The following is a 12,887-nucleotide window of genomic DNA, read 5'->3' as shown; positions in this document are numbered from 1 at the left end:
GGCTCAGGCCTCCCCGGGCTCGTCGCCGAGCGCGACCGGCACGCCGACCAGCGAGCCGTACTCGGTCCAGGATCCGTCGTAGTTCTTCACGTTGCGGTGCCCGAGCAGCTCCTGGAGCACGAACCAGCTGTGCGAGGAGCGCTCGCCGATCCGGCAGTACGCGATGGTCTCCCTGCTGTCGTCCAGCCCGGCGGCGGCGTAGATCCTGCGCAGCTCGTCGTCGGACTTGAAGGTGCCGTCCTCGTTGGCCGCCTTCGACCACGGCACGCTGATCGCGGTGGGGATGTGCCCGGCCCGCTGCGCCTGCTCCTGCGGCAGGTGGGCGGGGGCGAGCAGCCGGCCCGCGAACTCGTCGGGGCTGCGCACGTCGACCAGGTTCTTGGTGCCGATCGCGGCCACGACCTCGTCGCGGAAGGCCCGGATGGAGGTGTCCGGCTCCTGCGCCACGTACTGCGTCGCCGGGCGGGTCACCGCGTCGGTCACCAGCGGGCGGGCGTCCAGCTCCCACTTCTTGCGACCGCCGTCGAGCAGCTTCACGTCGCGGTGGCCGTAGAGCTTGAAGTACCAGTAGGCGTACGCGGCGAACCAGTTGTTGTTGCCGCCGTAGAGGATGACGGTGTCGTCGTTGCCGATGCCGCGCTCGGAGAGCAGGGCCTCGAACTGGCTCTTGTTGACGAAGTCCCGGCGCACCTGGTCCTGCAGGTCGGTCTTCCAGTCCAGCTTGATCGCGCCGGCGATGTGGCCGGTGTCGTAGGCCGAGGTGTCCTCGTCGACCTCGACGAAGACGACGCCCGGGGCGTCGATGTTCTTCTCGGCCCACTCGGCCGAGACGAGTGCGGTGTCGCGACTCATCAGATCACTCCCTGGTGAGGATGGATGGTGAGCCAGCGCGCGGAGATCGATGAACATAACTGTCGCACCACGCGCGGGACCCATAGCGAGGAAACGGATCACGGGTTCGTGCGACGGCGCCGCTGCCGGGCGTTCGGTGGGAGAGCACCGGGGGTACGCGGACCCTGAGTGCCACTGGCTGCGTCAGGCAGCCGAGGACAGCCCCGCCGTCAGATGACGGGGCGACACAGACAGGTGGCCACGCGGCACAGGTCGACCGCGCGCCGTTTGGTGAGGAGCGTCCCCATGAGCAGGGAGCCTACCAGCCACGCCCGATGACGCCACCGGCCCGACCAGCATCCGGGACGCGCCGCCGCGCCACCGGCCCGTCACCCCCGGTCGCGTCGCCTCCGCGCTCGCGCCGACCGGCGGACCGCCGGCGGCTCAGCCGACGGCGGAGTTGATCGGCACGTTCTTCGCGTCCGCGGTCACCGCCAGCCCCTCGGGCAGCGGCCGGACCTCCCGGACGGCGAGCTGGAACGGCAGCTCGGGCAGGGGCACGTCGACCGAGATGCTCCTGGCGTAGTTGTTGAGCATCGTCCGGGCCAGCGGCACGTTCGGCAGCCCCTCGGCGTTCAGGTCGTTGAAGCGCAGCGCCACCTGCCCCGCCTTGCCGACGGTGATGTCGGCGGTGCCGGTCACGGTGAGCCGCTGGCCGAGGATGTCGACCGGGGCGGTGACGGCGAGCCGGCCGCCCTGCTCGCCGAGGGTCAACCCGGGCCGGTCGAGCAGCTTGGCGAGGCTGTCGTAGCTGATGGTGCCGGTGCCGTCGACCGTCTCGGCGACCACGTCACCCTGCCCGGAGCGGATCGTGTCCAGCGACGCGCGGACGTTGCGGGCGTCCACGTCGAGCTTCGGCAGCGCGACCACGTCACCCTGCACCGAGCCCTGCACGTCGCGCAGCCCGATGGAGATGCGCTCGTACCGGCCGTCGAGCACCTGGGTGAGGAACGGGAAGCCGCCGACCTCGACCTCCGGCGCCGAGGACTGCGCCCCCTGCTTGGCGACCTCCTGCCGGACCTGGTCGGCGATGGCGCGCTCGGCCACCCCGGCCGCGACCCGGTCGGCCACGACGAGCAGGCCGCCGAGGACCAGGAGCAGGACGACGAGGGTGACGAGCACCTTGCGCCCGCGTCGACGGGGCCGCTCCTCGTACGTGTGATCCTGCGCCACGCCGCCTCCTGTCGTGAGTGCCCGGGGTGCCGCGAAGCGGCCTTTCGGTGGTTACCCGGACGGGGAAATCCTCAACCGCGCGTCAGAGGACCAGCTTGCACATGGCGTACGCGGCCGGCGCGGCGAGGGCGAAGCCGCCGAGCGGCCCCTGCATGTGCCGGGCCACCCACATGGTCGGCGGCTCCCCCGCCATCAGCCGGCCCGCCTCCGCGTACCCCACGGCGAGGTCGGCCAGCACGGCGGCGACGGCCGCGACCAGCCCGATGATCGCGGCCCTGGTCGGGGTGAAGGGTGCCACCAGGTAACTGCCGAGGGCGGCGCTGACCAGCGTGCCGACCATGGCGCCGCCGACCACGCCGGCCGCGCCCCGGGGCACCTGCGGCGCCAGCCGCGGCCAGGGCGCCACCGCGTCGGTGAGCCGGGCGACGGTGAGCGCGACCCCGCTGGCGGTGAGGCAGACGGTGATGGCCTGGGTGCCGGCCGGGATCCGGCTGAGCGTGATCAGGGTGGCGAAGGCGACGACGCCCACCACGATCAGCAGGGTGCCGCCCAGGGAGTCGGTCACCCGCACGCGGTCGACCCGCCGGACGAGCTGGCCGAGCACCCCGAGGAGGAAGGCGCCCGCCGCGACGTAGCCCAGCGGCGCCAGCCCGGCGACGTCCGTCTGCACGGCGGCGGCGTCGGCCGCGACCGCGGCGGCCACGCTGACCAGGGCGACCAGCAGCAGCGCCGGCGGCCGCATGGCCATCGTCCAGGCCAGCACGAAGAGCAGTTGCACGCCGAGGACGATGCCCGCGAACGGCAGCCGGTGACCCGGGCCGGAGGTCTGCGCCCCGAGCACCAGGCCGATGCCGAGCAGGACCGCGAACCCGGCGACGGCCAGCGCGAGCGGGCGGCGCACCTCGACCGGCTCGATCACCTCCTCGTCCGGCTCGGCGTCCGCCTCGTCGTCGGGCCGGCGCGGCGGCTCGCCACCGCGACGGGCGCGACGCGGTCCGCCGCGCTCGCGGCGGGCGCCGTCGTCGTCTGGGGCCGGCCCGGTGCGCGGCGCCGGCGGCTGGCCACGGGACGGGCCCGACGGCCCCGGGCGGGGCCCGTCGGACCACGGGTCGCGGCCGGTCTCGGGCGAGCTGGAGGGAAACACGCCCCGATCGTGCCAGACCGGCCGGCCGGCGCGGAGGTCACGGTTTCGGCAACGTTAAAACCTGAGGCGCGATCATGGGCAAGCCGGGCAAACGGGAAAGGACGCGGAGGTGACGCCGGGGCCATCAGTTACGCTCAAGCCGCTACCCGCCCGTCAGCGACGCCGGGACCCACGCAAGTTCATCAGCGCCACACCCCCTGCGGAAAGCGCTGGTCGCGCGCGGCCGACGGCCGCCGGGACGGAGGTGATCGTGGAGATCCTGCTGCTGGTGACCGCACGCGCCGGCGAAGCATCCGCCGTGCTGCCGGCACTCGATTTGCTGCCGCACTCGGTCCGCACCGCGCCGCGCGACGTCCGCACCCTGGTGGCCGGCCCCAGCCCGGACGCGGTGCTGGTCGACGCCCGCTCCGAGCTGAGCGAGGCCCGGGCCACCTGCCGGATGCTGCACGCCACCGGGCTCGGCGTGCCGCTGGTCGCGGTGGTCACCGAGGCCGGGCTGATCGCGCTCAACGCGGACTGGGGCGTCGACGACGTCATCCTCGCCTCGGCGGGCCCGGCCGAGGTGGAGGCCCGGCTGCGGCTGGCGGTCGGCCGGCTGAGCAACGCGACGTCCGGCGCCGGCGGCTCGATCCGCGCCGGCGAGCTCACCATCGACCCGGACACGTACGCCGCGAAGCTGAAGGGCCGGCCGCTCGACCTGACCTACAAGGAGTTCGAGCTGCTGAAGTTCCTGGCGCAGCACCCCGGCCGGGTGTTCACCCGGGACCAGCTCCTGCGGGAGGTCTGGGGCTACGACTACTTCGGCGGCACCCGCACGGTCGACGTGCACGTCCGGCGGCTGCGGGCGAAGCTCGGCTCCGAGTACGAGTCGATGATCGGCACGGTGCGGCAGGTGGGCTACAAGTTCGTCGTGCCGCCGTCCCGGTCGCTGCCGGAGTCGGAGCACTCCCCGCTGCCCGTCTGACCCTGATCCCCCTTTCCGGGACTCTTTCGCATACGCCCCTTTTGGCCCGACTTGTCGGTTCTAATCTGGCCCTCAGGTTTGCTGACAAAGGGGGGCGGCGGCGTGCACATCGACCACGGGGGCGACGGTTCGGCACGGACGGGCACGACGATCCGGGACCCCTCCACCGCGCGCGCCGTCGGCATCGTCGCGCTGATCGTGATCGCCCTGCTCGGCACGGCGTACGCGCTCGGCCGCAGCCTGATCCCCGACCGGCCCGCCTCCGACGTGACCAGCACCGGCCAGCACTACGCCGACCAGGCGCCGACGGACGACCCCGACCGGCCCACGCCCGGCGACGACCGGAGCACCGGGCCCGCGGTGGCCGACCCGAGCGGCACCCCGACCGCGACCGACGGGCCGTACGGAACGCAGACCACCAGCGGCACGTCGCAGGTCGCGCTGACCTTCGACGACGGGCCGGACCCGCAGTACACCCCGCAGGTGCTCGCCCTGCTCCGCGAGCACCACGTCCGGGCCACCTTCTGCGTGGTGGGCGAGAACGCGCAGAGCCACCCCGACCTGATCCGGGCGATAGTGGCCGACGGGCACACCCTGTGCAACCACAGTTGGAACCACGACGTCACCCTCGGCCAGCAGTCGCCGGAGACCATCCGGGCGGACCTGCTGCGCACCAGCGAGGCGATCCGGGCGGCGGTGCCCAACGCCCCGATCGCGTACTACCGCCAACCCGGCGGCGCCTGGACCGACTCGGTGGTGTCCGTGGCCCGGGAACTCGGGATGACCTCGCTGCACTGGACAGTCGACCCGGCGGACTGGGAGACGCCGGGGGCCAGCCGGATCGCCGGGATGGTCCTCACCAACGTCGAACCCGGCTCGGTCGTGCTGCTGCACGACGCCGGCGGCGACCGGCAGGGCACAGTGGACGCGCTGTACGAGATCCTGCCGGCCCTGACCAGCCGGTTCAAGCTGGCGGCGCTGCCCAACGGCGCGACGTGAGGCGCGGCGAACCGCCCGTGGTCGCCCGCCCGGCCCGCCGACGTGACCCCTGCTACACCGCCCGGCGGGCCGACTGAAGGACGGCGGGACCGGCGGCCGACCGGACTACGGTGACGACATGAGCAGCGCCGCACCGACCAGCCAGCAGGTGACCCGGACCGACCGCCTCAGCCCCGCGCAGATCGCCGACGTGCTGGCCCTCGCGGGGGCCGCCGGCGACGCCGACGGGGCGGACCCGTTCGACGAGCACGTCCTGCTCCGGCTGCGGGACCCGGACGCCGCCGCGGTGCACCTGACCGCCCAGGCCGCCGACGGGACGCTGACCGGGTACGCCCACCTGGACACCACCGACGGCGAGGCCGGGACCGGCGTGGAGTTGGCGGTGCACCCGGCGTACCGGCGGCGCGGGACGGGACGGGCGCTGGCCCGGGGCGTGCTGGCGGCGGCCGGCGGTCCGCTGCGGGTCTGGGCGCACGGCGACCACCCGTCCGCCGCCGCGCTCGCCGTCGACCTGGGCCTGCGCCGGGCACGGGTGCTCTGGCAACTGCGCCGGCCGCTGACCGCGCCGATCCCCGAGCCCCGACTGCCGGACGGGGTGACGCTGCGCGCGTTCCGGCCGGGCGACGACGACGCCGCCTGGCTCGCCCTCAACGCGCGGGCCTTCGCCGAGCACCCCGAACAGGGCCGCTGGTCCCCCGCCGACCTGCGGGTGCGCCTCGCCGAGCCGTGGTTCGACCCGGACGGCTTCCTGCTCGCCGTCGAGGAGGCCACCGGCCGGCTGGTCGGCTTCCACTGGACGAAGGTCCACGAGCGCCCCGGCTCGGCCCGGATCGGCGAGGTCTACGTCCTCGGGGTGGACCCGGCGACGCACCGGGGCGGACTGGGTCGGGCGCTGACGGCGGCCGGCCTGGCGTACCTGCGGGACCGACGGGGCCTGGACCGGGTCATGCTCTACGTCGACGAGTCGAACACCGCGGCGGTGGCCCTCTACGAGCGGCTCGGCTTCGCCCGCTGGTCCGCGCACGTGAACTACCAGTCGGCCTGACCGACACCGGCCCGGGGCCGCCGCCCCGGCGACGGCCCCGGGCCGACCCGGCCGGGCCGGCACGCCCGGGCCGGCACGCCCGCGCCGGCACACCCGGCGGCCGGGCCGACACGGCCGGGCCGGCGGGTCACCGGCGGATAACGGCAGCGCGTCGGCCAGATAACGGCCTACCGGAAAAATGCCCATACTTCCGACAGGGGCATCCGAGTTCACTTAACGGACAACTCACCCTCAGCGAGCGGTCACCTGCACTGCCGCACCTGTTCACCTCGCGTTCATGTGCGACCGGCGAACCGGCTACCTGGCACTCCTAACTTTTGGACCAGCCGGTCAGCGCCGGCACCCCGGGCCCCCAATCCGGGTGCGAAGTCAGACGTGAAGGGAAACCCCTCAGGTGAAGCTCCAGCGGCACGGCACTCTCGCCTGCCTCGCTCTTACCGCGACGCTCGCTCTCAGCGCATGCGGCTCGGACAACAACGAGCCCGCGAGCAGCGCCTCCGCCTCCGGGTCGGCCGCCGCCGCCGACTGCGCCACCGGCACGCTGAACGCCCAGGGCTCGTCGGCGCAGAAGAACGCCATGGACGAGTGGATCAAGGCGTACCAGCAGAAGTGCTCCGGTGCGAAGATCAACTACGAGCCGTCCGGCTCGGGCGCCGGCATCCAGGCCTTCATCGCCGGCACCGCCGACTTCGCCGGCTCGGACTCCGCCCTTAAGGAGGAGGAGCAGCCGCAGGCCAACGCGAAGTGCGTCGGCGGCGCCGCGATCAACCTGCCGATGGTCATCGGCCCGGTCGCCATCGCCTACAACGTCAACGGTGTGGACAACCTCCAGCTCAAGCCGGCCACCCTGGCGAAGATCTTCGCCGGCAAGGTGACCAAGTGGGACGACCCGGCCATCAAGGCCGACAACCCGGGCACCACGCTGCCGTCGACCGCCATCAACGCGGTGCACCGCTCGGACTCCTCCGGCACCACCGACAACTTCACCGACTTCCTCTCCAAGACCGCCGCGTCCGACTGGACCTTCGGCAAGGCCAAGGAGTGGAAGGCCCCGGGCGGCACCGGTGCGGCCAAGTCGGACGGCATGGCCAGCGCCATCAAGAACCAGGACGGCACCATCGGCTACGTCGAGTGGTCGTACGCCGAGAACGGTGGCCTGAAGACCGCCAAGATCGGCAACGGTGCCGGCGAGTTCGCCGAGCTGACCGCCGAGTCGGCCGGTAAGACCATCGCCGGCGCCGAGGTGGTCGGCCAGGGCGACGACCTCAAGATGAAGATCGACTACAACACCAAGGAGGCCGGGGCCTACCCGATCGTCCTGGTGACCTACGAGATCGTCTGCTCGAAGGGCCTGCCCGCCGACAAGCTGCCGCTGGTCAAGGGCTTCCTCGGCCACGCCGCCAGCACCGCCGGCCAGGCCGACCTCACCGAACTGGGCTACGCCCCGCTGCCCGAGTCGGTCCGCACCAAGGTCGAGGCCGCGGTCAAGAACCTCGCCTGACCCGCCTCACCGACACCATCACCACCACCACCTCAACTCGAAGCGAGCGAGCAGATGGGTGAAACCCCTCAGCGCTCGGCCGACGCCGGCACCGGCGGGACCCGCGTGACCGAAGGTCACGAGCGGCCCGCCGGTGCCTCGGCGCGTCTGGCCGAGCCACCAGTCAGCACCCGCATCCCGGGCGGAGCCGGGCTGGGCGGCGGCGGCGCGCTGCCCCGGGCCCGGGCGTTCGGCGCAGAGCGGGCCTTCCGTGGCCTCACCCTGGCCGCCGGCGTCGCCGTCCTGGTCATCATCGCCGCGATCGCGGTCTTCCTGATCGCCAAGGCCGTGCCGGCGCTGCGGGCCAACACCGAGGGCTTCTGGACCTTCGAGGGCTGGTTCCCGAACGACGCGGAACCGAAGTTCGGCATCGGGGCGCTCGCCTTCGGCACCGTGCTCAGCTCCGCCCTGGCCCTGCTGATGGCGGTGCCGGTGGCCCTGGGGATCGCGCTCTACCTGTCCCACTACGCGCCGCGCCGGCTCGGCACCACGCTGGGCTTCCTGATCGACCTGCTGGCCGCGGTGCCGAGCGTGGTCTTCGGTCTCTGGGGCCGGGACGTCTTCATCAACCCGGTCCGGGACTTCTCCACCTGGCTGAACACGTACTTCGGGTGGATCCCGATCTTCGGCGGCGACGGCCCGTTCGGGAAGTCCATCATGCTGGGCGCGCTGGTCCTGGCGATCATGGTGCTGCCGATCATCACGTCGCTCTCCCGCGAGGTGTTCCTGCAGACCCCGACCGCCAACGAGGAGGCCGCCCTCGCCCTCGGCGCCACCCGCTGGGAGATGATCCGCACCGCGGTGCTGCCGTACGGCCGCCCCGGCATCGTCGCCGCGGTGATGCTCGGGCTGGGCCGGGCGCTCGGCGAGACCATCGCCCTGGCGATGACCCTCGGCATCACCTTCAACATCTCGTTCAACCTCATCGAGAGCGGCGGCAACACCATCGCCGCCAACATCGCCAACACGTTCGGCGAGGCGAACGACACGGGTCGGGGCGCGCTGATCGCCTCCGGTCTGGTGCTCTTCGCCATCACGCTGATCGTCAACATCACGGCGCGGGCGATCATCCACCGCCGCCGGGAGTTCACGGAGTCGGCCGCATGAGCGAGCGTCAGCGAGCGAACCATCGTCACAGCGCATCGGTGCCTCATGGCGCCACGGAGCGAAGCGGAGTGGCGGCATGAGCACCACAGTCACGTCGCACCGCACCCGCCCACCGGCCCAGCCGCCCACCCTGAAGGCCCGGCGGCTGCCGAAGTACGCCGCGCCGGCCGTCGCGGCGGCCGCGCTGCTGGTCGCCGCCGCGGTCGTGTACGGCGCCGGCATCGGCGGCCCGGTACTGGTCGTGGTGCTCGGCGCGGTGCTCTACCTGGTCGGCCTCTTCGCGGCGGCGAACGCGGTCGAGGGGCGCCGGTCGGCGCGCAACCGCACCTGGAGCGCGCTGATCCACTCCGCCTTCGTGCTGGCCGTCCTGCCGCTGGCCTCGGTGGTCTGGACGCTGGTCAGCAAGGGCGCCGAGCGGCTGGACGGCGACTTCTTCCTCACCTCGATGAACAACATCGGCGCCCGCGACCCGAACGGCGGGGCGTACCACGCGATCGTCGGCACGTTGCAGCAGGTCGGCATCGCCGCCCTGATCACCGTCCCGCTCGGCATCCTCTGCGCCATCTACGTCGTCGAGTACGGCCGGGGCCGGTTCGCCTTCGCGATCCGGTTCTTCGTGGACGTCATGACGGGCATCCCGTCGATCGTCGCCGGCCTGTTCGTGCTGGCGTTCTGGGTGCTGATCGTCTCGCCGTGGTTCAACGACGGCCGGCCGAGCTTCTCCGGCTTCGCCGCCGCGCTCGCGCTGAGCGTGCTGATGCTGCCCACCGTGGTCCGCTCCACCGAGGAGATGCTGCGTCTCGTCCCGGCGCCGCTGCGCGAGGGGGCGTACGCCCTCGGCGTGCCGAAGTGGAAGACCATCCTGCGGGTCGTGCTGCCCACCGCGCTGCCGGGCATCGTCACCGGCGTCATGCTCGCCATCGCCCGCGCGGCCGGCGAGACCGCCCCGGTGCTGCTCGTCGCCGGCGGCGGCGCGGCGATCAACTTCAACCCGTTCGAGAACAACCAGTCGTCGCTGGCCCTCTTCGTCTACCAGCAGGCGGGCGACGCGTCCCGGTACGCGCCGGCGCGGGCGTGGACCGCGGCACTCACCCTGGTCGCCCTCGTGCTGATCCTGACCGTCGCGGCGAAGCTGCTGGCCCGCCGCAACCGGCTCGGCCGATGAACCCCGGAGGTACCACCACCATGGCCAAGCGCATCGAAGCCTCGAACGTGACCGCCTACTACGGCGGCTTCAAGGCGATCGAGAACATCAACCTGACCGTCGAGCCGAAGACGGTGACCGCCCTGATCGGCCCGTCCGGCTGCGGCAAGTCCACCTTCCTCCGGTCGATCAACCGGATGCACGAGGTGCTTCCCGGCGCCCGGGTCGAGGGCAGCCTCACCATCGACGACCAGGACATCTACGACCGGGACGTCGACGTCACCGCCGTCCGCCGCATGATCGGCATGGTCTTCCAGCGGCCGAACCCGTTCCCCACCATGAGCATCTTCGAGAACGTGGTGGCCGGCCTGCGGCTCAACGGGGTCCGCAAGAAGTCGATCCTGGACGAGGCGGCCGAGAAGGCACTCCGCTCGGCCAACCTCTGGGACGAGGTGAAGGACCGGCTCGGCAAGCCCGGCGCCGGCCTCTCCGGCGGTCAGCAGCAGCGGCTCTGCATCGCCCGGACCATCGCGGTCGAGCCGCAGGTGGTGCTGATGGACGAGCCCTGCTCGGCGCTCGACCCGATCTCCACGCTGGCCATCGAGGACCTGATGTTCCAGCTCAAGGACAAGTTCACCATCATCATCGTCACGCACAACATGCAGCAGGCCGCCCGCGTCTCGGACCGGACCGCCTTCTTCTCCATCGAGAAGACCGGCGACCCGGGCCGGCTGATCGAGTACGACAACACGCAGAAGATCTTCAGCAACCCCGGGGTGAAGAAGACCGAGGACTACATCACCGGCCGCTTCGGCTGAGCCGGCCCCGTCCCCGCCCACCGGCGTCCCGTCCCCCGTCCCGGGCGGGGCGCCGTCGGCGTCTGCGGCCCGGCTCCCGACCGCGTCGGCCGTCGGCCGACTCCCGCCCCGACCGTCCCCGACCGGGGCGCACGGCAGCGCCGGCAGACGGCGGCGCGGGTACGGCGGTCAGGCCAGCACGAAGCGGGGTTCGCCGTCGTCGGGCAGGTCGAGGCGCGGGGTGACCGGGGTGGCGGCGTCCCGGGTCGCCGCCGCCGCGGCGACGCCGGCCAGGTCGCCGCCGGCCGCCACCTGGGCCAGGGTCACCAGGGTCGGCGGCAGCATGGTCAGCTCGCCCGCCTCCGCCCGGGCCAGGGCGTCCGCCGGGCGGATCCACAGGGTGTGGTCGGCCTCGCCGGAGACGTCCCGGGTCCGCTGCCCCTCGGGCAGGAGGGCCACGAAGAAGTACGTGTCGAAGCGGCGCGGCTCGAACTCCGGCGTGATCCACCGGCTCCACGGCAGCAGCAGGTCCGACCGGAGGGTGAGCCCGCGCCGGGCGAGCAGGTCCGCGAAGCCGGCCCGGCGCTGCTCCAGCGCCACCCGGTCGGCCTCCCAGTCGTCGCCGCTCACGTCGCCCACGACGGTCCCGGCGTCGGGGCCGGCGAGCAGGACCCCGGCCTCCTCGAACACCTCGCGGGCAGCGGCGCAGACCACCGCCTGGGCGGCCGCCGGGGTCAGCCCCAGCCGCTCGGCCCAGCCGGCCGGCGTCGGGCCGGCCCAGTCCAGGTGCGCCTGCGAGTCCGAGGGGTCGACCCCACCGCCGGGGAAGGCGTACATCCCGCCGAAGGCCATCGCGGCGACCCGCCGGATCAGGTACACCTCGAAGTCGTCGCCGGCCGGGCGCAGCAGCAGCACGGTGGCCGCGACCCGGGGCGCCGCCGGGACGCCACCCTCGGCGCGGAACCGGCGGGCGTGCTCCACCAGCGCCGGGGGTGCGGGGAAGCCGTCGGCGTGGATCGTCATGCGCCGAGCCTAGTTCCCGACCGGTGGATCGCCCGCTCTGCGGTCCGGTGATCCGCACTAGCGTGGCCGCCATGACTCGTTGGGGCATCCTGGCCACCGGCCACATCGCCGCCCGCTTCGCCGAGGACCTCCGGCTGGTGCCGGGCGCCGAGCTGACGGCGGTCGGCTCGCGGACCGCCGAGAGCGCGGAGCGGTTCGCGCGCCGCCACGGCGTGCCTCGGGCGTACGCCTCCTGGGCGGAACTCGCCGCGGACGACGACCTGGACGTCGTCTACGTCGCCACCCCGCACGCCGCGCACCACGAGGCGGCCCTGACCTGTCTCGCGGCCGGCCGGGCGGTGCTGCTGGAGAAGCCGTTCACGCTCGACCTGACGACCAGCGCCGAGTTGGTCGAGACCGCGCGGGCGGCCGGGGTCTTCCTGATGGAGGCGATGTGGATGCGGACCAACCCGCTCGTACGCCGCCTCGGCGAGTTGGTGGCGGACGGCGCGATCGGCACGGTGACCGGCGTGCGGGCCGACTTCGGGGTGGCCGGGCCGTTCCCGCCCGAGCACCGGATGCGCGCCCGCACCCTCGGCGGCGGCGCCCTGCTCGACCTCGGCGTCTACCCGGTCAGCCTGGCCCACCTGCTGCTCGGGGTGCCCGACCACGTCCGGGCCTGGGCGAAGCTGAGCCCCGAGGGGGTCGACGAGAACACCGGCGTCGTCCTCGGGTACGACTCGGGCGCCGTCGCCACGCTGAGCTGCGGCATGGTCGGGGCGACCCCGCTGGTCGCCTCGGTCACCGGCACCACCGGCCGGATCGACCTGCCGGAGCCGTTCTTCCGCCCGGGTTCGGTGACCCTGCACCGGGCCGGCGCCGAGCCGGAGACGATCACCGGCGAGCTGGTCGGCGGCGGCTACCAGTACGAGGCCGCCGAGGTCCAGCGCTGCCTGGCCGAGGGCCTGCCGGAGAGCCCCCTGGTCCCGCACTCGGCCACCCTGGAGGTGATGGCCCTGCTCGACGGGATCCGCGCCCGGATCGGCGTCGACTACTCCTGACGCCCCCGGACGCGCGGAGG

General features: G+C 73.2%; 13 protein-coding genes. 8 read left to right on the top strand and 5 right to left on the bottom strand.

From position 1 onward, the window contains the following. Window positions 1-3: 3 nt before the first annotated feature. The 4 genes from ACZ6O2_RS08590 to ACZ6O2_RS08575 all read right to left on the bottom strand — a co-directional run bounded on the left by ACZ6O2_RS08590 (window position 4) and on the right by ACZ6O2_RS08575 (window position 3,208). Window positions 4-852 (bottom strand): sulfurtransferase, encoded by an 849-nt coding sequence (locus tag ACZ6O2_RS08590; protein WP_350706932.1) that lies wholly within the window; start codon window positions 850-852, stop codon window positions 4-6. A gap of 209 nt (window positions 853-1,061) precedes the next feature. Then, on the bottom strand, window positions 1,062-1,139 hold the full coding sequence (locus ACZ6O2_RS08585) for an Ms5788A family Cys-rich leader peptide (protein WP_311202345.1): 78 nt from the start codon (window positions 1,137-1,139) through the stop codon (window positions 1,062-1,064). A 136-nt stretch (window positions 1,140-1,275) separates the two neighbouring features. Then, window positions 1,276-2,064, bottom strand: coding sequence for an LmeA family phospholipid-binding protein (locus tag ACZ6O2_RS08580; RefSeq protein ID WP_466022447.1), 789 nt, complete (start codon window positions 2,062-2,064; stop codon window positions 1,276-1,278). A gap of 82 nt (window positions 2,065-2,146) precedes the next feature. Beyond that, a complete protein-coding gene (locus ACZ6O2_RS08575; protein WP_350706928.1) occupies window positions 2,147-3,208 on the bottom strand; it encodes a hypothetical protein in 1,062 nt (353 codons plus the stop codon). Window positions 3,209-3,452: 244 nt separating this feature from the next. Here ACZ6O2_RS08575 and ACZ6O2_RS08570 point away from each other — a divergent pair, with 244 nt between their 5' ends. The 7 genes from ACZ6O2_RS08570 (at window position 3,453) to pstB (ending at window position 10,825) form a co-directional block, all read left to right on the top strand. After that, a complete protein-coding gene (locus tag ACZ6O2_RS08570) occupies window positions 3,453-4,172 on the top strand; it encodes a winged helix-turn-helix transcriptional regulator (protein WP_357457563.1) in 720 nt (239 codons plus the stop codon). A gap of 102 nt (window positions 4,173-4,274) precedes the next feature. Further along, window positions 4,275-5,171, top strand: a complete 897-nt coding sequence (locus ACZ6O2_RS08565; RefSeq protein WP_466022446.1) for a polysaccharide deacetylase family protein — start codon at window positions 4,275-4,277, stop codon at window positions 5,169-5,171. Between the two features lie 118 nt (window positions 5,172-5,289). Continuing rightward, window positions 5,290-6,216 (top strand): mycothiol synthase, encoded by a 927-nt coding sequence (gene mshD / locus ACZ6O2_RS08560; RefSeq protein WP_466022445.1) that lies wholly within the window; start codon window positions 5,290-5,292, stop codon window positions 6,214-6,216. Window positions 6,217-6,610: 394 nt separating this feature from the next. Beyond that, the gene (pstS, locus tag ACZ6O2_RS08555) at window positions 6,611-7,717 is read left to right on the top strand and encodes a phosphate ABC transporter substrate-binding protein PstS (protein ID WP_466022444.1); all 1,107 of its coding nucleotides are present in this window, start codon (window positions 6,611-6,613) and stop codon (window positions 7,715-7,717) included. 54 nt (window positions 7,718-7,771) lie between these two features. Further along, window positions 7,772-8,863 (top strand): phosphate ABC transporter permease subunit PstC, encoded by a 1,092-nt coding sequence (pstC, locus tag ACZ6O2_RS08550; protein ID WP_350706922.1) that lies wholly within the window; start codon window positions 7,772-7,774, stop codon window positions 8,861-8,863. A gap of 76 nt (window positions 8,864-8,939) precedes the next feature. Further along, window positions 8,940-10,028, top strand: a complete 1,089-nt coding sequence (gene pstA, locus ACZ6O2_RS08545; protein ID WP_466022443.1) for a phosphate ABC transporter permease PstA — start codon at window positions 8,940-8,942, stop codon at window positions 10,026-10,028. 20 nt (window positions 10,029-10,048) lie between these two features. Further along, window positions 10,049-10,825 carry a phosphate ABC transporter ATP-binding protein PstB gene (gene pstB, locus ACZ6O2_RS08540; RefSeq protein ID WP_350706918.1) on the top strand — a complete coding sequence of 259 codons (777 nt, stop codon included), beginning with the start codon at window positions 10,049-10,051 and terminating at the stop codon, window positions 10,823-10,825. A 168-nt stretch (window positions 10,826-10,993) separates the two neighbouring features. Here the strand turns inward: pstB and ACZ6O2_RS08535 are convergent, their stop codons facing one another. Next, the gene (locus tag ACZ6O2_RS08535) at window positions 10,994-11,827 is read right to left on the bottom strand and encodes an NUDIX hydrolase (protein ID WP_350706916.1); all 834 of its coding nucleotides are present in this window, start codon (window positions 11,825-11,827) and stop codon (window positions 10,994-10,996) included. A gap of 71 nt (window positions 11,828-11,898) precedes the next feature. Here ACZ6O2_RS08535 and ACZ6O2_RS08530 point away from each other — a divergent pair, with 71 nt between their 5' ends. Then, on the top strand, window positions 11,899-12,867 hold the full coding sequence (locus ACZ6O2_RS08530) for a Gfo/Idh/MocA family protein (protein ID WP_350706914.1): 969 nt from the start codon (window positions 11,899-11,901) through the stop codon (window positions 12,865-12,867). The last annotated feature ends 20 nt before the right edge of the window (window positions 12,868-12,887 follow it).

This window comes from Micromonospora sp. NPDC048040, assembly GCF_055587185.1.
The sequence above is the reverse complement of the archived record's forward strand: the minus strand, read 5'-3'. Positions and strand labels throughout refer to the sequence as shown.

What these genes read in the sequence shown, in the direction of transcription:
- pstB (WP_350706918.1), top strand. Translation starts at nt 10,049, where the DNA reads ATGGCCAAGCGCATCGAAGCCTCGAACGTGACCGCCTACTACGGCGGC.
- pstA (WP_466022443.1), top strand. Translation starts at nt 8,940, where the DNA reads ATGAGCACCACAGTCACGTCGCACCGCACCCGCCCACCGGCCCAGCCG.
- ACZ6O2_RS08530 (WP_350706914.1), top strand. Translation starts at nt 11,899, where the DNA reads ATGACTCGTTGGGGCATCCTGGCCACCGGCCACATCGCCGCCCGCTTC.
- ACZ6O2_RS08535 (WP_350706916.1), bottom strand. Translation starts at nt 11,827, where the DNA reads ATGACGATCCACGCCGACGGCTTCCCCGCACCCCCGGCGCTGGTGGAG.
- pstC (WP_350706922.1), top strand. Translation starts at nt 7,772, where the DNA reads ATGGGTGAAACCCCTCAGCGCTCGGCCGACGCCGGCACCGGCGGGACC.
- mshD (WP_466022445.1), top strand. Translation starts at nt 5,290, where the DNA reads ATGAGCAGCGCCGCACCGACCAGCCAGCAGGTGACCCGGACCGACCGC.
- ACZ6O2_RS08590 (WP_350706932.1), bottom strand. Translation starts at nt 852, where the DNA reads ATGAGTCGCGACACCGCACTCGTCTCGGCCGAGTGGGCCGAGAAGAAC.
- ACZ6O2_RS08585 (WP_311202345.1), bottom strand. Translation starts at nt 1,139, where the DNA reads ATGGGGACGCTCCTCACCAAACGGCGCGCGGTCGACCTGTGCCGCGTG.